General features: G+C 39.3%; 18 protein-coding genes and 1 pseudogene. 9 read left to right on the top strand and 10 right to left on the bottom strand.

The genetic code is table 11. From position 1 onward, the window contains the following. Window positions 1-178: 178 nt before the first annotated feature. Window positions 179-2,071, top strand: coding sequence for a TubC N-terminal docking domain-related protein (locus ACX27_RS23955; RefSeq protein ID WP_062298534.1), 1,893 nt, complete (start codon window positions 179-181; stop codon window positions 2,069-2,071). 131 nt (window positions 2,072-2,202) lie between these two features. Further along, the gene (locus ACX27_RS23950; RefSeq protein ID WP_062296102.1) at window positions 2,203-3,075 is read left to right on the top strand and encodes an SDR family NAD(P)-dependent oxidoreductase; all 873 of its coding nucleotides are present in this window, start codon (window positions 2,203-2,205) and stop codon (window positions 3,073-3,075) included. Window positions 3,076-3,093: 18 nt separating this feature from the next. On the opposite strand, the gene ACX27_RS23945 is transcribed toward ACX27_RS23950, so the two are convergent. From ACX27_RS23945 to ACX27_RS34990, 5 genes and pseudogenes are all read right to left on the bottom strand, one after another. Then, a complete protein-coding gene (locus tag ACX27_RS23945) occupies window positions 3,094-5,298 on the bottom strand; it encodes an EAL domain-containing protein (RefSeq protein ID WP_062296100.1) in 2,205 nt (734 codons plus the stop codon). 154 nt (window positions 5,299-5,452) lie between these two features. Next, a complete protein-coding gene (locus tag ACX27_RS23940) occupies window positions 5,453-6,970 on the bottom strand; it encodes a hybrid sensor histidine kinase/response regulator (RefSeq protein WP_062296098.1) in 1,518 nt (505 codons plus the stop codon). A gap of 120 nt (window positions 6,971-7,090) precedes the next feature. Next, a pseudogene (locus ACX27_RS23935) lies at window positions 7,091-8,783 on the bottom strand (PAS domain-containing sensor histidine kinase). Between the two features lie 237 nt (window positions 8,784-9,020). Beyond that, window positions 9,021-10,553 carry a SagB/ThcOx family dehydrogenase gene (locus ACX27_RS23930; RefSeq protein ID WP_062296097.1) on the bottom strand — a complete coding sequence of 511 codons (1,533 nt, stop codon included), beginning with the start codon at window positions 10,551-10,553 and terminating at the stop codon, window positions 9,021-9,023. A gap of 99 nt (window positions 10,554-10,652) precedes the next feature. Next, window positions 10,653-10,784: a hypothetical protein gene (locus tag ACX27_RS34990; RefSeq protein WP_256364357.1), complete on the bottom strand. Its 132-nt coding sequence runs from the start codon at window positions 10,782-10,784 to the stop codon at window positions 10,653-10,655. A 74-nt stretch (window positions 10,785-10,858) separates the two neighbouring features. Here ACX27_RS34990 and ACX27_RS23925 point away from each other — a divergent pair, with 74 nt between their 5' ends. Next, the gene (locus tag ACX27_RS23925; protein ID WP_418006455.1) at window positions 10,859-11,068 is read left to right on the top strand and encodes a DUF6887 family protein; all 210 of its coding nucleotides are present in this window, start codon (window positions 10,859-10,861) and stop codon (window positions 11,066-11,068) included. 74 nt (window positions 11,069-11,142) lie between these two features. Here ACX27_RS23925 and ACX27_RS23920 read toward each other — a convergent pair whose 3' ends face one another. Beyond that, window positions 11,143-12,024, bottom strand: a complete 882-nt coding sequence (locus ACX27_RS23920; RefSeq protein WP_062296093.1) for a DUF4349 domain-containing protein — start codon at window positions 12,022-12,024, stop codon at window positions 11,143-11,145. A gap of 184 nt (window positions 12,025-12,208) precedes the next feature. On the opposite strand from ACX27_RS23920, the gene ACX27_RS23915 reads away from it, so the two are divergent. Further along, on the top strand, window positions 12,209-12,649 hold the full coding sequence (locus tag ACX27_RS23915; RefSeq protein ID WP_062296091.1) for a thermonuclease family protein: 441 nt from the start codon (window positions 12,209-12,211) through the stop codon (window positions 12,647-12,649). 273 nt (window positions 12,650-12,922) lie between these two features. Continuing rightward, entirely contained in the window at window positions 12,923-13,918 is a 996-nt protein-coding gene (gene ilvC / locus ACX27_RS23910; RefSeq protein ID WP_062296089.1) for a ketol-acid reductoisomerase, read from the top strand. A gap of 164 nt (window positions 13,919-14,082) precedes the next feature. On the opposite strand, the gene ACX27_RS23905 is transcribed toward ilvC, so the two are convergent. Further along, window positions 14,083-14,289: a hypothetical protein gene (locus ACX27_RS23905; protein ID WP_062296087.1), complete on the bottom strand. Its 207-nt coding sequence runs from the start codon at window positions 14,287-14,289 to the stop codon at window positions 14,083-14,085. Window positions 14,290-15,052: 763 nt separating this feature from the next. On the opposite strand from ACX27_RS23905, the gene ACX27_RS23900 reads away from it, so the two are divergent. Beyond that, window positions 15,053-15,646, top strand: coding sequence for a hypothetical protein (locus ACX27_RS23900; protein WP_144427518.1), 594 nt, complete (start codon window positions 15,053-15,055; stop codon window positions 15,644-15,646). 119 nt (window positions 15,647-15,765) lie between these two features. Here the strand turns inward: ACX27_RS23900 and ACX27_RS23895 are convergent, their stop codons facing one another. Then, entirely contained in the window at window positions 15,766-17,403 is a 1,638-nt protein-coding gene (locus ACX27_RS23895; protein WP_062296084.1) for an alpha/beta hydrolase, read from the bottom strand. Window positions 17,404-17,703: 300 nt separating this feature from the next. Between ACX27_RS23895 and ACX27_RS23890 the strand changes: the two genes are divergently transcribed. Beyond that, complete coding sequence (locus ACX27_RS23890; RefSeq protein WP_062296082.1) at window positions 17,704-17,910, top strand: hypothetical protein; 207 nt, start codon at window positions 17,704-17,706, stop codon at window positions 17,908-17,910. 341 nt (window positions 17,911-18,251) lie between these two features. Beyond that, window positions 18,252-18,905, top strand: coding sequence for a PEP-CTERM sorting domain-containing protein (locus ACX27_RS23885; protein ID WP_062296080.1), 654 nt, complete (start codon window positions 18,252-18,254; stop codon window positions 18,903-18,905). Between the two features lie 101 nt (window positions 18,906-19,006). On the opposite strand, the gene ACX27_RS23880 is transcribed toward ACX27_RS23885, so the two are convergent. After that, a complete protein-coding gene (locus tag ACX27_RS23880) occupies window positions 19,007-19,801 on the bottom strand; it encodes an HAD family hydrolase (protein ID WP_062296078.1) in 795 nt (264 codons plus the stop codon). 115 nt (window positions 19,802-19,916) lie between these two features. On the opposite strand from ACX27_RS23880, the gene ACX27_RS23875 reads away from it, so the two are divergent. Then, entirely contained in the window at window positions 19,917-20,699 is a 783-nt protein-coding gene (locus tag ACX27_RS23875; RefSeq protein WP_200929989.1) for a hypothetical protein, read from the top strand. A 176-nt stretch (window positions 20,700-20,875) separates the two neighbouring features. Here ACX27_RS23875 and ACX27_RS23870 read toward each other — a convergent pair whose 3' ends face one another. Continuing rightward, the gene (locus ACX27_RS23870) at window positions 20,876-23,056 is read right to left on the bottom strand and encodes a tetratricopeptide repeat protein (RefSeq protein WP_062296076.1); all 2,181 of its coding nucleotides are present in this window, start codon (window positions 23,054-23,056) and stop codon (window positions 20,876-20,878) included. Between the last annotated feature and the right edge of the window lie 4 nt (window positions 23,057-23,060).

Below are 23,060 nucleotides of genomic sequence, written 5' to 3'. Positions count from 1 at the left end.
AAGATTGATTTTTCGCGTCTTTGTGAGGCAGTTGGTACTTTATCCGGTGGAAACCCTTTTAAGAAAAAAGTTGGGGAACCTGGGTAACACACTGCCTTGCCTGGGTGCGAAACAAAATTCATCCCATAAATCAGTAAAGCCCGAAAATAATACTGAGTTTAAAAAATTGGAAATAACTATGAACACATCCGAAATTTTAGCGATTCTTAATCAGAAAGGTGTAAAAATTTGGGTTGAAAATGAAAAATTAAATATTCGTTCTCCTAAAGGAGTATTAACACCAGAGATTCAAGCAGAGCTAACTGCTCATAAACCAGAAATTTTAGAATTTTTGCGCGATGTTTCAAGACAAAGCTCTTCGAGTCAATGCAATAGCTCCATCACTTCTACAATAGAATTACCACAAGGTTTAAGCTTACAAACTATTGGGCGTTTAATCGGAGGAATTGGCGATAAACTAAGTTTAGATTGTCAGGAACCAGTTATTGAGCCTAGGCTCATGGCGCAAAAGCTAAGTATCACTTTTAGACCTTTGCCCAGAAAATATAAAAATGTAGAAATTACCAAATTTCGAGCTAAATTAGAACAGAATTTACAAGAATATGGGGTGAATATTATACCTTGGGAACAAGCTACGAGAGAGTTTTACTATGAAATTAATATACCATTTACTAATATCAAAAAAAGCATTAAAACTAGAGTAGTAAAAACTGGTATTAATGCTGTTATTGATGTTGATAGACCAGCTTCAATCAGAAGTCGTGCGGAAACTTTCGTAGCCGAAAAGCTGTATCAGTTGTATTCACAGTTTATTTTGAAAGGTCGAAAAATTTCAGTTACAAGAATTGGCAGTTTGATTGGTTGGGCAGAAGATTGTGCTGCTAAATTTATCGAAGACCCAACAAATACTCAGGTAATTGTTCTCACCGATATAGATAAAGAGTTTGTGAATTTCCAAACTCCTTATCAAGAGAAAATTAAGATGGGATTAAATACTCTTGTGAGAACTTTTTCAGAAATTGTAATTGGAATTTCTCAATCACAATTTTCCATTTTAAATATGAATCTATCTGATTCGATATTTTCAATGGATGAATTTGATCAATTCGTCTTAAAATCACTGATTCCTAAAGTTTATGTGCCGATATTACCATTGCCTTTAAGTAAATTTAAATTAGGCAGCTACAATCCACAGTCATCAATTTATGCACAAAAATTAGTCGGTTTGAGTACAAAATTAGTCGATACAAAGCTTTTTCCTCCAGGTTCAAAACTGAGTGAAGTGATTAAAAGACAATCTCATCGAGATATTGTGAATGTAATTGTTAATGGTAGAACAGGTGTTTCTTACGGCTTTGTCGCTTATGCTGAACCACCACAGTACATAGGTGAAATTGAAATATCAGAAAGTGAGTGGGAAAGCTTAAATTGTGTTAGTGGATTCAGTAGTGATGAAGTCCGTCAAAATACTATTGGTAGACGATATTTAAAGACTAAGATAGGCGCAGAATATAGATTTAAACAGATTCCAGATATCTGGATTTGTAGTGCGCGTTCTGGCTCGAATAAAACCAATTTAAAAATTGAGAGTGACATCCTCAGAATTGGTTTAACAGATAGATTATTGCTAGATTTACCTCAGGGAGTAGACCCAAAACAAGGGGATATTAAGCCTTCCTATGATGTGTATGTAATGTTGGCGATCGCACTATCTACATCTCTTTATGCACCCAACTTAATTAATCATGGGATGCCGATGATTCATTTTCACGGATACCCCGCAATGACGTGGTTACAGGAACACGAATATTTTATGGGAGTTAATAATCCCTCTGTACCTTGTGGCACTTATGAATCAGGAGTTTTCAACTTTTTAAGTATTTATAATCTGGTCAATCAATACGGCACAGATATTAACTTAGCCTGCTTGATAGAACCAGATCATGGCACTAATATTATTGCTCCTGATGTAGAGTATCTTTTAACAAGATTGCAAATAGGTTGTGAACAATCAGCTATTGAGTTAGGGGGCAAACATTTTGCTTCTTTAGAAAAGCAAAATAACTATTAAATGTTTGGTTTTAATTGTTTGCTCTAGTGTGAGGTTACAAAACCATAATCTAACACAGTAATAGAACTTAAATCAGGGTTCATCCTCCTTAGCTAAGACATTTTATAGAATGGAAATACCAGTGAATTAAAATGACCAAGCTCAGAGGGAAAACAATACTTTTGACAGGAGCTTCACGCGGTCTAGGGGTATATCTGGCACAGGCGCTGGCGAGAGAACAAGCAACTATAATTTGCATTTCTCGTTCAAAATCCAAGCTAGATACAATATGCGATGAAATTAAAAATTTGGGTGGACGAGGAATTAGTATTCCCTTTGATATTCAAAATTTGGCACAGTTGCCAGTTCTAGTCCAGCACATTCAGGAATGTGTAGCTCCAGTTGATATTTTAATTAACAATGCTGGCCTAGAAATTCATCGAGCCTTTGTAGATTACTGTCCAGAAGAAATTCAATCTATATTAGTAACCAATCTCTTATCTGCTATGGAATTAACTCGTTTATTATTACCTGATATGAATAAACGAGATAGTGGTCACATTATTAATATTGCTTCTTTAGCTGGTAAAAAGGGAGTTGCCTATAACAGTATATATTCTGCCAGTAAAGCAGGTTTAATTATGTGGACTGATGCTATGCGTCAGGAATATGCGTATACTAACATCCATTTCTCAACAATTTGTCCGGGATACATTTCTGAAATCGGAATGACTGCTGATAGTCATATACCTGCACCCAAATTAGCAGGTATTTCTACCCCAACAAGAGTAGTGAATGCTGTTATGCAAACAATTAAGCAAAACCAGCCAGAGGTAATCATCAACAAAAATCCCATAACCGAAGCCTTAACAAAATTCATGTTTGCTGTTGGACAAATTTCTCCACAATCTATTGATACAATTTATCGCTTATTGGGTGTAGTTGAATTAAATAGACAACGAGTAGAAAATTGGACTCCAAATCGTCATTTAGAAATAGCTACGACTATAAAAACTGATGAATAAGCAAAAAGTGCCATCAGTCTATTCACAGTTAATTTGTGCTATGCAATTTCGCCCTTGGGCTTTTGCCTGATACAGTCCTTGATCAGCAGCAGCAATTAAGGTTGCCGGAGATGATTGATGATTGGGAATGATAGTTGCTACACCGAGACTAAGGGTAATGAATTGATGGACTTCAGAATTGGGATGTGGCAATTGCAATGCACGGATATGAGTTTGAATTTCTGTGGCAACTATGATCGCACCTCCAGCATCGGTATTGGGTAAAATGATGGCAAATTCTTCGCCACCATAGCGAGCTACTAAATCCGCAGGGCGTTTAATTGTCTGAGAAATTGCTTGGGCAACATTTCTCAAAGCATCATCTCCCGCCAGATGTCCATGAGTATCGTTGTAGAGCTTAAAATAATCGACATCACACAAAATTAAAGATAAGTAAGCTTGTTCCCTGGCTAATCTTTGCCACTCGCTGTTGAGTGTGTCATCAAAGCAGCGCCGATTTGCTACTTGAGTGAGTCCATCAGAAGCCGCAAGACGCTGTAATTCTTGGTTTGCTTTTTGTAATTTATGGTAAAGTTCCGATTGATGAATGGCGATCGCGGCTTGTCCGGCTAACTGGTTAAATAAATTAATCTCCGACTGCTGCCATTGTCTGGTTCTACTACATTGATGAGCAATTAATAATCCCCATAAACGCTCTTGTTGCAAAATCGGCACAACCAAGTTTGCCCGAATTTGTAAACTCTGCAACAGTTCAACGTGACAAGGTGATAGTCCTTCATTTTCTATATTTTCAATTGCTCTTGTATTGCCCTGCTGGTAGTAATCTGCGCGGGTAGACAGAAAGCAAGTATCCATCACATTCAATCCCAACAGAGACATACAGCCTGGCGCTAAAGACTCGACAGCGACTAACCCACTCCAGTCTGGTTCAAAGCGATAAATTACCACTCGGTCTACAGCAAACAATTGTCGCACTTCATCGGCTGTGGTTTGCAAAATCTCGTTTAACTCTAAAGATTTGCGGATACGCTGGGTAACAGCAGCAACTATACGTTCAGACTCACTTTGATGTTTTACCTGCTGCTTGATTGGTTGCTGATCCACTGATGCTAAACTTAAAGCGATCGCATCAAAGTGCGGAGTTATCGTCACAGGTTCAGGATGAGGTCTAGCAATTAAATAGCCTTGAGCAAAAGTTGCGCCTCTTTCTCTTAACCAATTCAGTTCCTCAATACACTCAATTCCTTCTGCAACTGTATAAATATTTAACTTTTGGGCAATCTCCAAAATTTTCTCGGTAATTGAAGCTTTATACAAATCTTGATGCACATCTCGAATTAACTCCATATCTAACTTGATAAAGTCTGGGCGTAACTGGTGCAACAAGTTCAAACCAGAGTAACCAGAACCAAGATCATCCAAGGCAACTGAAAAACCTGAATCTCGGTAAAATTGCAACACGGCTTTGAGGTGAGCTAAATCTTGAGGATTATCTGACTCGACAACTTCAAAGACAACCCGTTCATGGGAAATACCTGCTTGATCAATAGCCTCGACTGTACTACGCAGGCAAGAAACGGGGTCATACAATGCGGTGGGTGCAAAATTGATAAAAATTTTCCCGTTGACTTGATGACGGCTAAATTCAGTGATACTTTTGAGGCGAGCTAGTCGGTCTAGTTGTGGTATCAGTCCGGCTTCTGTGGCTAATTCTAAGATTGGTTCTATCGACAATACATTACCTTGTTCATCTAAGCCACGTAACAGCGATTCATAGCCGTAAATTTGGGATGTATTTTGAATTGAAACAATCGGTTGAAAGTAACTTGTGAATTGTTCTTTGGCCAGCATATCTACTAGCCAGTCAGACTGATTAAACTTAATGAAGCGTTGCAACGAAACAATATCACTAAAGTCTTGCAGTTGTGGTTGAATAGCACCACGAACAAACAAAACTTGTGTTTCTTGCAATTCCCTTGGTGCTAGAAATTTAGCTAATTTTCGGGCAATTTCCTGGGCTTGTCCGGGTTTACAGTCTACACTTAACCCCGGACGCTCTTGCATGAGTTCATACTTTAGCTTAGACTGCTGCAACCAATTTGTGACTTTTGTTAAGGTATGGGAAATAGGAAACCAGAGAAAAATTCTGCCTGCTTCCTGGCTTTGACAACGTGCAATATGAGAACAAGCACAAGTTTTGGAAGTAGGACATTTCTGGCTCATAGAAAACACAATTTTTATGATCTGACTTATTTTAGTTTGCCCCCAAATGTGAATTTAAAGGATAAATTGCTCTTGAAGTAAATGAAGATTTGGTAATCTTCATTCAGTCAATTTATTAAAGTTTCTCAAAGCAGCCTTTGTTGATATGTCCAGATTATGCTTCATCAGCCGCATTGGATGAATAATTTATTGGCAAAATTACTGTGAATGTGCTACCAACACCCGCTTGACTGTGAATGCTAATTTGTCCTTGATGCGCTTCTACACACTTTTTCACAATGACTAATCCCAGCCCTGTACCTGGAATTGATTGGACATTGGAAGCTCGATAAAATGATTCAAAGATTCTGGCTTGATCGGCTTCGGGGATGCCAATTCCTTGGTCTTGAACGCAAAAGATAGCTAATTGATGAATTAAGTCGCAAGTTAACTGAAATAATACATTGCCACCGTTAGGAGAGTATTTGATAGCGTTATTGAGTAAATTTGTGAATATATAACGTAATAATTGTTCATCCATAAAGGCATCTGTGCGATCGCTCTCACAGCTAAAAATAATTTCTGCGCTTGTAGGATGAATCATGGTAAATTCGGCTAACAATTCTCGACAAAATTCCTTTAAATTTAGGGGATGGGCATGACACTCCAATTTACCTGCATCTGATTTCCCCATAAACAGCACATCTTCCATGAGTTGTTTCATGGATTGCACGGCACTACTAATTCGGTTTAAATAAGTATTTCTTTTGTCTGTTGTTAAATTTTCTCCTTGTAATTCAATCAATTCTACTGAAGATTGAATCACACTTAAAGGATTACGAAATTCATGAGAAACAGTAGAAATAAATAAAGATTTCAGCTGGTTAACTTCTTGCTCTTTCAGTAATGCTTGTTCGAGTAATTGTGTTTGTCGCCGTTCGCTAAGATCCCAAAACACTACTACGACACCATTGATTTGCCCAGGATGTCGCATAATCGGAGATGCACTATCACCAATAGGCACTCTAGAACCATTTTTTGTAATTAATGATGTAAAGTCATTTAAATAGACAACCTGTTGTTCTCTTAAAACTCTGGTGACAGGGTTTTCTACAGAAGTTTCGGTGACTTCATCAACTAACTGCAAAATTCTAGATATGTCTTTACCCAAAGCATCTGCTTGTTTCCAACCGGTGAGCGACTCCGCTGCTGGGTTAATAAATGTCACAATTCCTTGTTCATTTGTGGCAATGACAGCATCACTCATAGAGTTTAAAAGAGTGGCTAATCTGTCTCGATTTTCTCTTAAATCCTGTTCTAATTGATGTTTTAATAAACCAATTTCAATGGCTATCCGTAAATCTTTTGGTGTAAAGGGTTTAATGATATAGCCAAATGGTTGAGTCGTTTTCGCTCGTTGTACTGTATTATCATCACCGTAAGCTGTGAGAAATATTACGGGTATATCTAACTGCTCACGAATTTGAGATGCGGCGGTAATTCCATCCATCTCACCTTTTAAGATGACATCCATTAAAACTAATTCTGGTTTACCTTCTAAGGCTTTAGTAATAGCAACTTGTCCTGAAGAAGCTGTACCAATTACTGTATATCCTAGTTGATTGAGTTGGTTAGCAATGGTTCTAGCAACTATGACTTCATCTTCAACAACTAAAATTCTCACTGGCTCCATTAGAAATATATTAATCTGGTTGGATTTTTTGACATTATCTGTGCAGGCTGGTAGTGGGAGAGTAGGAAGGAGGATTTCTTGGGTGTACTGTTTTTTGAGAAATCAAATATGATTTCTATATTACTGCAAAATTAACTGGGGAAATTGGATGGTGAACACTGTACCGTGATTACGTTCTAAAGTAATGTTGCCTTCTAGCTGTTCTGTCACTAAGTCATATACTAAAGATAAACCTAAAGAACTGGTAGTTTTCCAATCTAAATCATTTGGTATTCCAACACCATTATCTTGAATAGACATTTTGATATGATTAGGAATTTTTTTCTAGGGTAATAGTGATAGTGCCTTTCTGATTATTGGGGAAGGCATGTTTAAGTGAGTTGGAGATTAATTCGTTAATGATTAAACCACAAGCGATCGCTTGATCAATATTCAGACTAATGGTTTCAATATGAGTTTTTAATTCGATTTTATCTAGCCCAGTTTGGTAAGATATTAAAATGCTAGTTGCTAAACTTTGGATATAATCAACTACATCTAATTGTCCGATATTTGGGGAAGTGTATAAGTTTTTGTGAATTAACGAAATCGAATCAATCCGATTTTGACTATCTTGAAAAACTCTAATTACTTCTGGATCTATGAGAGTCTGAGATTGGAGTTGTAATAAACTCGAAACAATTTGCAAATTATTTTTGACCCGATGGTGTACTTCTTTTAAGAGAATTTCTTTTTCTGCTAAAGCACTCCGCAGTTCTCTTTCGGCTTTTTGCCGTTCTGCTAATTCTGTTTGGGCTTGCTGAAATATACTAGATTGTTGAATAGCGATCGCAATTGTCACGGAAAGTTGATCCAGCAAGTCTAGTTGATTTTCTTCCCATTCTCTTGTACTAGAACATTGATGCGCCACCAGCAAGCCCCAAAGTCGAGAACTTGTATTGTCGCCACCGACTTCTAATAAAATAGGCACAACTAAGTTAGCCTTGACTTCAAATTGCTCTAAAAGTTGAATATGACAATCGGTAAGTCCGGCTGTGTAAATATTGGCGATCGCTCGTTTCCGCCCATGATAATACTCTACGCCTGCCCCGGTCTGAAAACAAGTATCTTCAATTTGGACACCTAACGATTCTCTCCATCCCGCCTCTACTGATTCGGCAACGACTTGACCACTCATATCAGGCGCAAATTGATAAACAACCACACGCTCTACTTGCAGTAAATGTCGTACTTCTTCCACTGTAGCATTGAGAATATCTTGCAAGTTCAAAGATTGGTGAATTCTTTGTACTACAGTTCGCATTAATTGTTCTCGTTCTAACTGAGTTTTTAAAGCCTGTTCTGTTTGCTTGTGATTGGTGATATCTTGACAGATAGCAATCATTTGACAATTAGTCAAAGAGGTATTTAAGATGCGACCATCTTGCACATGAGTTGGCAAGTTTTCTGCTAGGAGATTATGCTCTCTTTTTTTCTCCTGGTTAACATCTTGAATATAAACTAAATGAGCTTTTTTATTTTGATATTCTATGGAATATGTCAATATTTCAACATCAATATATTTACCATCATCACAACGATGTTGACATTGAAAATTAAATTTTAGCTGATTTTGATTCTTCCTCAAAATATCTAATAAAATAGGTTGACATTCTGCATGATATAAATCAGTAACCTGCATTTGCAGAAATTGTTTTTTTGAATAACCATATTTACTAATTGCTGCCGCATTAACATTTAAAAATTGCCAGCTTTGGCTATCGTAGATCCAAATTGGAGAAGGATTATTAGTAAATATGAAATCATCATCCATAACTATAAAGTGATATTTGCAGCATTGGTTATTTAAACTATATGAGTCATATTGAGTTTTGAGAAAAACTTTGGTTTCCATCGGTTGGACATTTACTACTATATTTTACGTCAAGTGATATCATGTCCGACTAAACACTTGTTATGACTTGTCGTAGGGTAGTAAACGCGGAGTGCAACCGATTGGGTTGTTCCACTTCGTTGCACTCACGGCGGACATATCGTCAATCCAATTGTTTTATCTTGGTCTTCCTAACGTAGTAATGTAGATAACAGCTTCATCTGTAGGAATACCCAGCACTTCATTTACTTGGTCATCAAAAAAACCACCAATACCGCTCACGCCTAAATTGAGATGTACGGCGGCTAAATTTAAGCGTTGACCTAAATGCCCTGCATCCATGTGTAAATAACGATAAACGCGATCGCCATACTGAGCAATAGCAGCTTTCAGGTCTGCGGTATGAAAGACAACAGCCGCCGCATCTCTGCCTAAATCTTGACCCAAACACAGATAATGTAATTCCCTGCGGAAGTTTTTAAACCGTATCTGGCGCAATTCTTGGGCTTTGGGTGCGTAATAATAACAGCCAGATTCCAAACCTTTGACACCACTCACAGCAATAAATGTTTCAATTAAGTTGAGGTCAAAGTAGTCGGGATTCCGGTCAAGATGTTGGTCGATGTAATTTTGGGATTGGTAGGTGAAATCCAATAAAGCCTTGAGTTCATCAAAGGTTAAATCATCACCACTGTAAGCACGAGTAGAACGGCGCTTATGAATAGTCGCTTCTAAACTGGAGAGATTTATACCCCAGTCAATTGGTGTGGTAGCAGTGGGAATTTTCAGACAGAAAGGGAAATTATATTTGTCTTCCAAAGACCTTTCTTGTTTCACTGCTGGTAAATTCAACTTACCAGTGATACCCGATTGAATTTGGGTGTGACGGTGGAAATATTTCAGCAACTCACCGTCAGGGATGAGGGGATATTTAGTTTCTGTCGCGGAAGGTAAAGCTGTGCATCCTGTAGACAAATTTTGTTGAATATCTAATAAATCTGCCATCGCTAAGACTGCGATCGCACCTTCTTGCTGCGGATCAATATACAATAAATCATTAACCGCATCATCAACAAAACCGCCAATTAAGTGGGGACGATAATCAGTAATCGCACTTGCTAACTCAATATTCCCCAACAAATGCCCTGTATCGAGAAAAATTCGCCGGTAAGCCCGGTCTTCATATCGCCAAGCCGAACGATAAAATACCGCAGTCACCACAATTGCCAATTGCGTACCTTCTAACGCCGGATGCCAAAAACAAGCATCTTGCAAAGCTCGCCACACATCATTTTCCCAATACAGCATCAATGAATGAGTGCGACACTGATAGTTATAAAGTCCGGCGGGGAGCATGGGTGTACCGCGAGAAACGACATACACTTCTGCGGGATACAACCCACCAGCACTAGGCGCAGAACGCAAATAAACTGCGCTACCCATAGAAGGCATTCTGGCAGTTAATCCGTAACTCCGAAACAGTAAACGAGACAGTCTTTGCCACCACCCTGCATCTGCTTGAGTAGCCAAGGGTTCTAACGATTCTTGCAGGTAAGGTTTCAGATCAAAAGTCGAGCCAATTTTATACTCTTTAAAAGGTACTGGTTGTTTAGCCCAGTCTAGCCTTTGATTTTTCGCGGCTAGGGTTTGAGGGTCATATTTAGTACGTTCGTGGTAGTGCTGTGCAATAGATTGGTGGATTTCTGGCATACTACTTTCAATACCCTAGGGCTTGCTTTTTTGATCTTGGCATTCATTTGGCTCATTATTTCGTGTTAAGCGGTACAATCCCATGAAAGAGTCAGGTTCTTAATTTCTAGTTTCTCCTGGTGTATGGGTGCGCTGCCAACGGAGAAAACCGTAAACACCAGCAGCTAAAATCAACAAATAAGGGGTGTAGACTATTAACCATATACCTAACTTTAATAGCCCAACAGTCAAGCTGCCTAGAGATTGGGTTGAATTATTCCAAGTTTTCCTACAACGCTAGTCACTTCAAAGACACTGGGAGTTTGATGATGACACTGAAGCCTGACTTTCAACAAATGAGTCGAAAAGAACTCACAGCTTATGTTCTGACTCACCGTGAAGATGAAGAAGCTTTACGGATATATATGGCACGACTGCACAATGAACCTGGTGTAATTCGACAAAGCGGCGGACTCAATGAGCAGGATCTCACCCAATTAGAGCAGTTAATCAAGGCACGAGTGAGCGATGCTTAATTTTGTTATGCGATCGCATTGATGATTTCTTGTGATCAACACTCTACTTTTCCCCACTTGCTCACAATTTGTCCTTAGCTTCGGAGTTCATGAGTGCGCCGCCAACGGAGAAAACCGTAGACACCCGCAGCTAAAATCAACAAATAAGGGGTGTAGACGATTAACCATATACCTAACTTTAATAGCCCAACAGTCAAGCTGCCTAGAGATTGAGTCGAATTGTTCCAAGTTTCTTGAATTTGTGAACCTAAAGCACGTTGAGGACTGTTACTAGATACAGCCGCTTCTAGATTTAAGGTAATGGTGGAATAGGCGACTTGATTTTGCAAGCTTTTGAGTTGAGCATCAATTTGCTCAATAGATTCGCGGACTCGACTAAGTTCTTGGGCAACACTTAACACATCGCGCACAGAACCAGCCCTGTCCATAATTTTTTGTAAATTTGCTTCGGTTTTGCGGAGATTAGTCAATCTAGCTTGAATATCCACCAAGCGATCGCCCACATCCTCGGCTGTAATATTACGGCTTTCGATTGTACCTAATTTAGCTAATTCTTCTAAGGTCGATTCCAACAAATTTTGCGGCACTCGCAACTGTATAGATGCAGTGTGACGGGAATTTTGTTTTGTGGGTTGGCGTTCATTTAACCCAATCAAATCACCTTGCTGTTTTGCAATAATCTGTGAAACTGCATCAATGCTGTTTTCAACAGAGTTCACCACAATTGTCATTGTGGCTTTTTTGATTAATTGGGGACGCGCCCTAATGACTGATGCGGCTTCCGCTTGGGCGACGACATTATTATTAAGCGTTGATGCAGCTTGGTCTTGGCTGGCAATTGGCGGTAATGATTTAGTAGAGAAATTTTGTGCCGCACAGCTAGTAACAACAAACCCTCCTAATAAAGCACTCACCAGTAAGGCTGATTTGCGTGGTAATGGTAAATCAAAAGCCATAATTCGACCTCGGAAGGATGAAATTAATTTCAGTATTACCGAGGAAAGTTTTACTGATGGGTTTGTTGCAATTTATGTAACCATGATTATGTCGAATCTGTGTATGTGAGACAAATCACAGGAGCTACCCGACAAGTAAAATACACTCCAATTAACGGTGTAAAAAAATACCTATTTTAAAAGTATGAATTTTGTAGAGTTACTTTTAGTTCTGGCTACCGTGCTGAATGTCGGGAATAGCAATATAATTACCGTCAAAAACGATACAGGGCAAATTCAGACAGTAAAACTTGCTTGTATTAATTTACCGAACGCAACAAAAAAACCAGACAGTCTAGCAGCAACCCAGAAACTCAACCAATTATTACCAGCAGGTAGTCCTGTGGTGATTAGAAGAGTTACAGAAGATGAAGGCGATCGCATTACAGGCGAAATATTCGTAGATAATCAATCAGTCAATCTCCGCTTAGTTGCCGAAGGTAATGCAGTTATTGACCAAGATACTATCTACTACTGCTCAGAAACTAAAACTCAATATTTAATCGCCCAAGCCAATGCTCAAAATAAACGACTAGGAATATGGCAGCAAATTAATCCAGGCACAACTAAAAAAATACCAAGATAATTATTGATTGGGAAGAATTGAGGAGCCAGCATCTGAAATTACAGAGAAATTTTAATGCTTCGGAGCTTAGAGACTTGCAGAAAATAAATTATCCAATTTTCAAGAGAGGGTATTTTTCTTTTTCTCCCTGCTCCCCGCTCCCTGCCCCCTGCCTACACAGTGATAGTATATCTTGTCTAATTGGAAGTCCCTTATCTGTGGTTACACAATTTACGGTAAGATCAAAAACCTGCCTATAAATAATTGTGATGCTTGCTGACAGGAGATGCTTCTATGGCCCGGATGTACTATGACGAAGATGCCAATTTAGACCTTTTGGCTGGAAAAACTATTGCTATTATCGGCTATGGTTCCCAAGGTCATGCTCATGCCCTGAACTTAAAAGATAGCGGTTTGAATGTGATTGTAGGGCTATATCCGGGCAGTAAGTCAGCACAAAAAGCTGAAGCTGCTGGCTTAACCGTGAAAAATGTGGCCGATGCAGCCAAAGCGGCTGACTTCATCATGATTTTGTTACCTGATGAAGTACAAAAAACAGTTTACAAAAACGAAATTGAACCTAATTTAGAAGCCGGAAATGTTGTAGCTTTTGCCCACGGCTTTAATATTCACTTTGGGCAAGTTGTACCACCTGCTGATGTAGATGTGGTTATGGTAGCACCCAAAGGCCCTGGTCATTTAGTGCGCCGGACTTATGAACAAGGACAAGGCGTACCTGCGTTGTTTGCGGTTTATCAAAATGCTAGTGGTCAGGCACGCGATCGCGCTATGGCTTACGCTAGAGGTATTGGTGGTACCCGTGCTGGTATCTTGGAAACCACCTTCCGCGAAGAAACCGAAACTGATTTGTTCGGCGAACAAGCAGTATTGTGTGGTGGTTTGAGTGCCTTAATCAAAGCTGGTTTTGAAACTTTAGTCGAAGCTGGTTATCAGCCCGAATTGGCTTATTTTGAATGTCTGCATGAAGTTAAATTAATTGTTGACTTGGTTGTAGAAGGCGGTTTAGCCACAATGCGCGATAGCATCTCCAACACCGCAGAATATGGTGATTATACTCGTGGCCCCAGAGTGGTTAACGAACAAACCAAAGCCGAAATGCGGAAAATTCTCCGCGAAATTCAATCAGGACAATTCGCTCGTGAATTCGTTTTAGAAAATCAAGCCGGTAAACCAGGATTTACCGCTATGCGTCGTCAAGAAGCAGAACACCCCATTGAAGTAGTTGGTAAAGACCTACGGGCAATGTTTAGCTGGCTGAAAAAAGTCTAACTTCGTTTCTCACACATAAAACAGGCCATAGTAGAGACGCAGTTTAATTGCGTCTCTGCATAAACATAGTATTAAGATAAACTACACCAAAAGACTTTTCAGAATACTCCAATATCTCCCTTGTCCCCCTTGTCTACCTTATCCCTTGACGCAGGAAGTCAATCTTAATCTTCCAATAAACTCATCAACGCTTTCATTTCTGGGTCTTCTGCCTCAGATAGCTGACTGCGTAATTCTAAGATTTGATGGTTTAATGCTTGCGAGGTATAAAGCAGATTTGATGCTTGGGCAATTTTTAATTGACTTTCCTTAATTCTGATTTTTCTCAGCAGTTCATCCACCGCATAGACATCATAATCTTGAGAAATCATAGCCTTAGATTTATGAAAAATTTTCAGTAGTTTAAGTTAAACTTGGCGTTTGTATTATTGATTAATCAGTATTGCTTGAGATTATACATGGTTGAGATGCAGATTGCTCATACGGTTGATTACATTTGATTAAGCTTGTTACTTCGCTTTTACGTATATATTTTTACACCAACTTTATACAAACTTCACTCGCAGAAATAGATTAACCAAGAATGTGAATTTCCTTGGTATTGCTGTAATTTACAGCCATCATCAAGATTAGGTGTGTGATTTACTTAAGTAAATTCCTAGGAGTATTTGTAAAAAATACATGAATTTACGGAAACTGGGTTGATTTTTCTCTCAGCTATTATTTATATTTACTATAGACGGTTAATCATCAAACTAAACTTCTTCAAGCTTAAAGCCTACTTAACTGTGTAAAGTTTATACAAACAAGTCATCTCAATTCCAGATTGAACTAGGAACTAGTAAATATTGCAGAGATGCTATTTTTGGTGTCTCTACAATAATTTATGTGTTCCCAATATTGTTGGACTTATGTGTTCCCAATATTGTTGGACTCGCTCAAGATTCAACTAAATTTTTATTGCCTAGATTACTGATTAAAAATCATAGGTTGACACTATGCAAGATGTTTTAGAATATATTAAACACCAAGAAAAAAAAGTTTTCTCAATTACCATTTTTTCAATTTTTAACCAATAGCAAAATAGACCCAGAACAACGATTAGTGTGGTTCCCTTGTTTGGCTCATTTTGCAATGAGTTTTAAAGATTTAAATCATGATATTCTCCAAGATGAGTTGAGTGATCATCCACTCCAAAAAATTATTAACCAGCAGTCCCTAGAAGATGGTAGTCATTGGAAATGGTATCTCAGAGATTTAGATACGCTGGGAATTGATCAGGTAATGCGCTTCAGTGACTTTCTCAAATTTGTTTGGAGTGAAAAAACCATCAAAACTCGTCGTCTGTCTAATAATTTAGTAGCAATGTGTCGTTATGAAACTGACATTTTGCTAAAAATAGTGATTATCGCCGCAATTGAAGCTACAGGAAGTACCGCCCAACGTGCAATGGCGCAAGTTGGTGACGAATTACAGGCTGTAAAAAATAAAAGATGTTTTTATATTAGTCAGCACCATGTAAATGTAGAAAATGCACATTTTCAATTTGCCAATGAAAATTGTCTGCTCAATATTGAATTAAGTGCAGAACAGAAAACTAAAGCCTTAGTTTTAGTTGATTATGTTTTTGATAGTTTTACAGAATGTATGGATGGACTAATGCAATATGCTAATCAACATAAATTTAAAGAATTGGTAGCTAAACCTAAATATGCCTTACCTAGATAAGTACAAATTTATCTGCGTTTATCTGCGGTTAATTATTTTGATTAGCACTTCACTAGATTCATCAAATTGCTCAATTTTGGTTTTGGAATGGTAAACTACCTATTCGGAAATTTCTATTTTTATTTTTTATTTGTGCCATTTTTTAAAGCCTGTGCTAATTGTTCTGTACTCAGGTTACTTAACAAAGTGATATTGAGAGGAGCTTGATTAATGTATTGAGCATACGATGGTTGCAAATAAGAGCGATATTCTGCATTATTTAAGAGATTGGTTTCCATGAAAGCGACACTTAAGGCTTTTAAATATGAATAAACGGGGGCTGGATCTGGCCCTAATAATCCGGTTGGTACAGGTAAAACATTATTTTCTGGAGCAGATTCTTGTAGTGCGGAAAAATGCGTAGCATTTTCGATTAACACTAGATATTTGTTAGGTTCAGTGAGCCAAGTAAAGGGACGAATTTGTTCGGGAATGGCGGGGGCAAAAATATCTTGGCTACCCGTGACAATCATTGCGGGAACTTTGATTTGACTGATCCCATTTTCGCCTAAAACCGAACTGTTAATTGGATTAATCGCCATCACAGCTTTAATTCGCGGATCTTGTAGTGCATAATCTGTTGGGGATAATTCAGCAGCTTGACATTGCAGCAATAAAGATAAATTCAAGGATCTATTGGGATAACAATCTCGACGCAACTGAGTAAAGTTCAGTTTAGCTCCGGCTAAAGTCAATACTGTATAACCACCAAAAGAATGTCCAATGGCTCCAACTTCCTGAAAGTTGAGTTTTCCTCGCAGCTGAGGATTAGATGTATCTAAACGTTGGAGTTCATCAAGCACAAACTTGACATCTAAGGGACGGTCGATAAATTCTCGCGGTTGTGGTGGCCCTGCTAAACCAGCAAAGTATTTTTGAAAGCGTTGGGCGTTACTACCAGGGTGTTCTAATACAGCGACGGCGAAACCATAGGAAACTAAATGTTCTGCTAGATAAGCTAAAGCATAGCGGTCTGAGGCTAAACCATGAGAAATCACAATTAAGGGAAAAGGTGTTTGGGTTGTGACTTTTGGTATGTAAACATCTAGTGGCAGACGACGATCGCGTTTTGCATCATTTAACTCAAAGTATAGTTTTTGAAACTGCAATTTCCCTGGCTGGCGTAAATCTGGCTTTTGCGAAAAATCTATGTTTGCATTGCTAGTTTCAGCGATCGCTTGTTGTTGCAAATATGCCACAACTGCATCTCTATCTTTGAGCAATTCCGATAAATTGTTGACTATCTTAATTCCTTCGGAGAAATTTAATTTAATGGTGGGCGAAGGAAACTTACGTATTATGTTGACAACAGTTAAACCTTCTTTAGGGTCTGCCGCAGCTAAAATCAAAGCCGCCCGCACAGCATAAAAACCATTTTGACGCGATTCTGTGAGTAATAATTCTCCTAAACGTTGTACAACTTGTTCTCCGATTGGGGAATAAGTAAACTGTGATACTAAAGTAGGTGTGGCACTAAATCGCTGTTGTAAAAGTTCTCTTAGTTGCGCCAGTTGTTCTGGTGTGGCACGCTGGGCATAAATATCTAACTCTCCAGTGATTTTACCTTCTTTGGCGAAGGTTTCTAGTGCATCTGTAGATAACGAAAATTCTCCAAAAGGGGGATAAAATAAGCTAATGCGTTCGGCTCCCCAGCTAGGAGCAGCTGATAAAACAGTGGATAATAGCCCCAAGCCCAGGTATTTCAGCAGTTTTTTCATAAGTTATGGATAAATGGAGAATTATCAAGGTTATAGAGGATGCAATCGTTAATATAAAAGGTTTTGCTAGACAAAAGTGAAATATCATCAGAAATAATACTTCGGTCGTATTTCTGTTAGATCTGACGCAGTCAAAAAAAATCAGAAGTTTGGGTAAGGGTAAAAAGGTGTAGGGGTTTCAGGCTTCGCCGTTCGGTGTTCAAATCCCTTACACCCAGTCTTAACAAACAATCTTTGCGCGTAAGTCCTATTAGTGTCAGCAATAAGCGCGATAATAGATATAGAACTCAAGTTAACCTTATGTCTACAGTTTCCTGCTCCAGTTGTGTCGTAATTCTCAACCAACAACAGGAACAAAATATTTCTCACCAACACCAGTGCCAAAATCAGCCAATCAACCACAGTCAGAATACTAGTAAAAATTCTACAGTGGTAAAAAATGGTCGAGTTGTTGTCATCTCTGAACAAGCACAATCTCAGCAGACTAACGAATCTGAAAACGCATAAAACACGGGTTAGGAAATTTGATATTTTTTAGATTGCGACGTTAGTCTTTACTAAAATCATAAAAATCTCAGTTTGATACTGGGATTTTTGACTAATTCCTTAAATTTACCTTTATAAATTTGTTTTAAAATTACTCTGGGGCTTAAGCTATTACACGGAGACGCACATAATTTACATATCTTTTTGTGTTGGTGGTTAACTGCTTATTATTAACAGTTAATCATCAAATAACATCATGGGCAATTATGTAATTTAAAGCGTAATAGCTGAAGAAAAATACTTTCTCAAGCAGCCAAATTTTAGCTCAATCACTTGAATTCAACTACAACAGAGGCAGATAAATGAAAAGTTTATTGCTGGGAATAGGAGCTACCTTGTTTTTTGCTTCCAATGCTCATGCAGCCAACCTCATCTATGATGAAGCTGATCCTGTTAATGGTGACTTGTCTGGCGACAACTTAAACCCAACATTAGTGAATCTTTCAGTTGGTTCTAACCAAATTAGTGGCTCTACCACTGGTAATCCCAATCTTGACCGAGATTTCTTTACCTTTACTATTCCTGTTGGCCGTCAACTGAGTCAAGTTATCTTAACTAATTATGTTGGGCTAGATGGCACAGGGGCAAATCAAGGATTTTTAGCAGTCCAAAGAGGTTCTAGTATTACCAGCCTAACTAATAATCCTCCATTACTGGGTGCAGCTTTAATTGGTGCAGCGCCTGGAACCCTAGTAGGTGATAATGTCTTAGACGATGTAGGTACAGCAACATCCATTCAAGGAAACAGCTTTGTGGGTTTTCGTAGCGGTAGACTTGGCCCTGGGACTTACACTTTCTGGATTCAGGAAACTGCTGGTGGGATACAGAACTATACTTTAGATTTTGTTACCACAGTTCCAGAACCATCAACTATTTTAGGTATTGGTGCTGTGATGGGTTTGGGTACTTTAATCAAAAGGAAGAAGCGTGGGCAGAGAGCTACAGTAGATCAATAAAGTTTCTCATCAGTGTGGAAATTCACCTTTATTATAGATCCCCTGATTGTAATTCTGGGGATTTTCTGATTCTTGATTGTCTTTGAATGGCGATCGCAGAGTTATTCTGGCTGAGTAGACGATTTTAAAATATAATTTGCTAACTCACAAAATCCTGCGGCTTCAGCTGCACTAGTGACGTAAATTGGTCGATGTTGTAGCCGATTGGCGTATTTTAGAATGTTAGCTACACCCACAGAAACAGGAAAATCATGTGCTGCAAATAGACTTTCATCATTTGGACTATCGCCAACAGTAACAACTTGTATGGGTGAATAGTCAGGCCAATGTGTTTGTAATACTTGTAATAAACCCACAGCCTTATCTTGACCTTGGGGTTTGATATGACACTGTACTGTACTGTAAGTAAATCCCCACCCCATTGATTGACAGAGATTACCTAAAGTTTGTAATTCCTCTAAAGTTAAATCAGCGACATCGAATGTCCAATCTGTGAGGCGAAAACGATTGTCCGCAGATTCTTGAATTTGGGGAAATTTCTGTTTTAATTCAGCAAAAACGGCTGCTAATTGTTGACGGTGCAATGTTAAGTCAGGAATTGCAGTTAAAGCAATGGGCTGTTCACTACCCTTGGGATAGAAGATACCACCATTTTCAGCGATCGCGCCTGCAACTGGCATTAAGCTACTAATCCCACTTACCCACCCCGCCGAACGCCCTGTTACAATTAATACCTCAATTCCAGATGCTGTTAACTCTTCTAACGCTTGTAATAATGCAGTAGAAAACTTCCCTTCCTTGGTCAGAGTCCCATCCATATCAGTAGCAATTAGGCGGATATTACTCCAGCAACTAGATGCAGCTTGAGATATGGGAGCCAGAGTCAAATAATACATATTAAAAACGGTATATACGCATTTTATAAAAAGCTGTTAAAAATACTAATAACACAGCAATATGACATTGAGGATTTGGGCATTCTAAACAATGACAAGTAAAGTTATTGTTACCATGCTAAATCCTATACTTCTGGCACAATCTCCACCAGCAAAAACAAAAAAAGTTACTCAAAAACCAGCAGCCAGCGAAGCGTCCCAAGCACCACCCTTTTTATTAATTACTTCTGGAGGGCTGGCTGTAGCGGTAATTGGGTTGATTGTGTTTGGCAAAATCCAGATGACTAAATTAGAGAAGAAAATTAAATTTGAAAAATTCCGTGCTAGAGAGCTAGAGAAAAAGTTTAAACTGGCACTAGAAACAATCCGCAAAATGGAAACTAACCCGGATTTGGTGAACTCGCGGGACTTTAACTTAGATTATTTGCGGATGCGGATGTCTGAAGAAGTATTTCATTTTGCGATTCTGAACCAAATTAAAATCAGAGTCAAAGATAAAATTTCTCAAGCTTTGCGTCCCAACCAATCTCAACAAGGAACGGTGGGAATAGCCAATAGTGCAGGGCGACAGGTGGATGAGATTTTTGATGTTGAATATGAAAGTGGTACGCCACCAAACATTGCGAAACGGGTGCTATTCCGCATTCAAATTAAGCTGATGAAGTTACCCACCCAAGCAACTTCCGCTACAATTAGCCAAATTATTGATTGCATCGAAACTTATCTTAGTCCGATGGACGATGAAGATACATGGCAGCCGACAATTCAAGGTCGCCTTGCGACTATGCACTGGGATCAAAAAGCTAAACCCACACCATTACTAGTTTTAGAACAATCAAATGATGGCGTAAATGTTACTTTTCGGACTAGCCGCCAAGCCAATGCCCCAGCTAAATAGGGTGGGAGTCGTGAGTAGGGGAAGAAAACGAATAGGACTTACGCACCAAGATTCTGTATGGAGATTGGGTGTAGGGGTGAAAGGATTTTGAACCCCTACGACCTTACACCCATTTTTAATAAACAATCTGTGTGCGTAATTCCTGGTGAAAAAACACTAATGACCAAGGACTACCCCTAATTTGTCCCTACAGTTCCCCAAGCACTAGAACTTTGCAGTAAAGCATTACATTGGCTTTCAATAATCACACACATACTGCTGAGTGCTTGTTGATAATTTTCTGTATCTTCTTGTTCTAAAGCAAGTTTGGCGGCTACTTGTAAATCTTCGACGGCTTTTTGGTTATTTTTGTCTGCTTCTTTACCACCGTATTGAGCGATTTCATAGCGCACCATACCGCGTTTGAGATAGACTTTCGCCAGTTTTTCGTTAAGTTTTAATGCTTGGTCAAAGTCGGCGATCGCATTTTGGTATTGTTGGGCGTATTCGGTGCTGTATTGTGCCATTTGGTAATATACCGAACCGCGTTGAAAATAAGCTTCGGCTTTGGAGGCGTTGAGTTTAATCGCCTCGGAAAAATCGGCTACTGCTTGCTGGAACTCTTTGAGAGATTCACCACTGTACTTGGCGATTTGCGATCGCACAATCCCTCTACGGATATATGCTTCGGCTTCTTTGATATTGAGGCGGATAGCATTGTTAAAATCTGCGATCGCTAGATGATATTCTCGATCTGGATCGTTGCTATACTCAGCCAGCATATAACGAGCATTACCGCGATTCACAAAAGCTTTCACTTCCTGGGGATTAATTTCCAACGCTTTCGTATAGTCTGCTAATGCCCCTTCATAGTCTTTAAGATTGTAACGAGCATTACCTCGGTTAATAAAAGATTTGGCGTATTTTGGTTCTTCTTGGATAGCTTTGGTAAAACTTTCAACTGCTTGCTTGTAGTCCCGCACTTGGTAAGCCGCATGACCTTGTTTGTAGTAATCAGCAAAACTTAACACCTGCCGACTTGGTGCTGTATGTGTCATCAATGTCTGCTGAGTATAGGCATTTTGTGACACCAACGGACGGGTAAATTTCACCATCACATCCAAATAACCCAACATCCCTAAACCCAGACAACCTAAAACAATCGGGTAAATTTTTGATACCTTACGCCGTTGATAAGGAAAATAATTTGGCTGATTATTTGCTTGCCAGGAATTACCCTTAGCAAATGACATGACTGGCTGCGGTAAGCGATGAGGCTGATTGTAGCGTCTGGTGGGGATGGTGGCTGGTCTGAGATGTTCTCGATTTTCAATTGCCCGTTGTGAGGGAAAAGGATCTCGTCCGCCTAAACGCAAAGTCCGTTCACACCAAGGACAGCTATGCAAATGATTGCTGTAGCGATGCTGAGGATTGGTAGTGCAAGTAATTAAAGCATCTTCAGCTTCCGTCAGGGCAGACAACCAAGTTTGAGCATTGGGACGTAACTGCGGGTTGTTGTGGCCAGTTTCAAAACACTGGATAAACAATTCCTGCAAACTAGGATGCAGCATTTCCCAAGGCGGTGCAATGGGAGTCGGCAGGTAGGGAACTTGGTGGTTTTGGCTGTAGGTGAAGTGTCCCGCCGCAATGCGGGCTTCGTAAGCTGGTGGTTCGGCAGTGCCTTGAAAAATCCCAGAAAAAGGATGTGTCCCTTCCATTAATAATTGGAAGATCAGTACTGCTAAACCAAATGAGTCATGATAAACTGTGCGATCGTGTTGGGCGAAGACTTTGTTTTGGAGTTCTGGTGGAGTAAACTCTGGTTTACCCACTGCACAACGGTAGACAAGATTATTGTTGAAATCTGGCACTTGGAAAGAGTCAGTATCTACCAAACTCACCAGTGCTGTGTCGCTGACTAAGATGTTGGACTCGTTGACATCACCCACGCAATAACCACTACTGTGCAGGGCTGCAAAAGCCGCCGCTAAATTCCGCGCTGTCCGCACTAAATATTGATAGTTGAATAACGGGCAGTGCTGGCGACGGGTTCTGGGGTTGTAAAAGTCAATAATTGGCCGCATCCCGCGAATCCGAGGCATGATAAAGCCAATGACAGTTTTACTCCCATCTGCTATTTTGATTAACTCTTGTGGCCAAGCAATGGAAATATGCCCCAAATTAGCTGTCGGGTTTTCTGGTGGGTTAGCCAACATGGCTTGCAGTTTTTTAGCGTGATTGGCTGTAGGTTTGTGATACACCTTCGCCACTAAATCGCCATCAGATGGCACTGCATAAACACAGGCTTCACCACCTCGTCCTAAGCTAACGCTGAGGTTGATAATTTCTGGCTGGGGAAGACAACGTAGTACCTTCATGTTT

Source organism: Nostoc piscinale CENA21 (genome assembly GCF_001298445.1).
In the GTDB taxonomy this organism is placed as follows: Bacteria; Cyanobacteriota; Cyanobacteriia; order Cyanobacteriales; family Nostocaceae; genus Nostoc_B; species Nostoc_B piscinale_A.
The sequence above is the reverse complement of the archived record's forward strand: the minus strand, read 5'-3'. Positions and strand labels throughout refer to the sequence as shown.

Bases quoted from the DNA above. Each gene is read 5' to 3' on its own strand.
- ACX27_RS23915 (WP_062296091.1), top strand. From the start codon at position 12,209: ATGAATTTTGTAGAGTTACTTTTAGTTCTGGCTACCGTGCTGAATGTC.
- ACX27_RS23900 (WP_144427518.1), top strand. From the start codon at position 15,053: ATGAGTTTTAAAGATTTAAATCATGATATTCTCCAAGATGAGTTGAGT.
- ACX27_RS23950 (WP_062296102.1), top strand. From the start codon at position 2,203: ATGACCAAGCTCAGAGGGAAAACAATACTTTTGACAGGAGCTTCACGC.
- ACX27_RS23885 (WP_062296080.1), top strand. From the start codon at position 18,252: ATGAAAAGTTTATTGCTGGGAATAGGAGCTACCTTGTTTTTTGCTTCC.
- ACX27_RS23875 (WP_200929989.1), top strand. From the start codon at position 19,917: ATGCTAAATCCTATACTTCTGGCACAATCTCCACCAGCAAAAACAAAA.
- ACX27_RS23930 (WP_062296097.1), bottom strand. From the start codon at position 10,553: ATGCCAGAAATCCACCAATCTATTGCACAGCACTACCACGAACGTACT.
- ACX27_RS23955 (WP_062298534.1), top strand. From the start codon at position 179: ATGAACACATCCGAAATTTTAGCGATTCTTAATCAGAAAGGTGTAAAA.
- ACX27_RS23895 (WP_062296084.1), bottom strand. From the start codon at position 17,403: ATGAAAAAACTGCTGAAATACCTGGGCTTGGGGCTATTATCCACTGTT.
- ACX27_RS23945 (WP_062296100.1), bottom strand. From the start codon at position 5,298: ATGAGCCAGAAATGTCCTACTTCCAAAACTTGTGCTTGTTCTCATATT.
- ACX27_RS23880 (WP_062296078.1), bottom strand. From the start codon at position 19,801: ATGTATTATTTGACTCTGGCTCCCATATCTCAAGCTGCATCTAGTTGC.
- ACX27_RS23905 (WP_062296087.1), bottom strand. From the start codon at position 14,289: ATGATTTCTCAAGATTATGATGTCTATGCGGTGGATGAACTGCTGAGA.
- ACX27_RS23920 (WP_062296093.1), bottom strand. From the start codon at position 12,024: ATGGCTTTTGATTTACCATTACCACGCAAATCAGCCTTACTGGTGAGT.
- ilvC (WP_062296089.1), top strand. From the start codon at position 12,923: ATGGCCCGGATGTACTATGACGAAGATGCCAATTTAGACCTTTTGGCT.
- ACX27_RS23925 (WP_418006455.1), top strand. From the start codon at position 10,859: ATGATGACACTGAAGCCTGACTTTCAACAAATGAGTCGAAAAGAACTC.
- ACX27_RS23890 (WP_062296082.1), top strand. From the start codon at position 17,704: ATGTCTACAGTTTCCTGCTCCAGTTGTGTCGTAATTCTCAACCAACAA.
- ACX27_RS23940 (WP_062296098.1), bottom strand. From the start codon at position 6,970: ATGGAGCCAGTGAGAATTTTAGTTGTTGAAGATGAAGTCATAGTTGCT.
- ACX27_RS23870 (WP_062296076.1), bottom strand. From the start codon at position 23,056: ATGAAGGTACTACGTTGTCTTCCCCAGCCAGAAATTATCAACCTCAGC.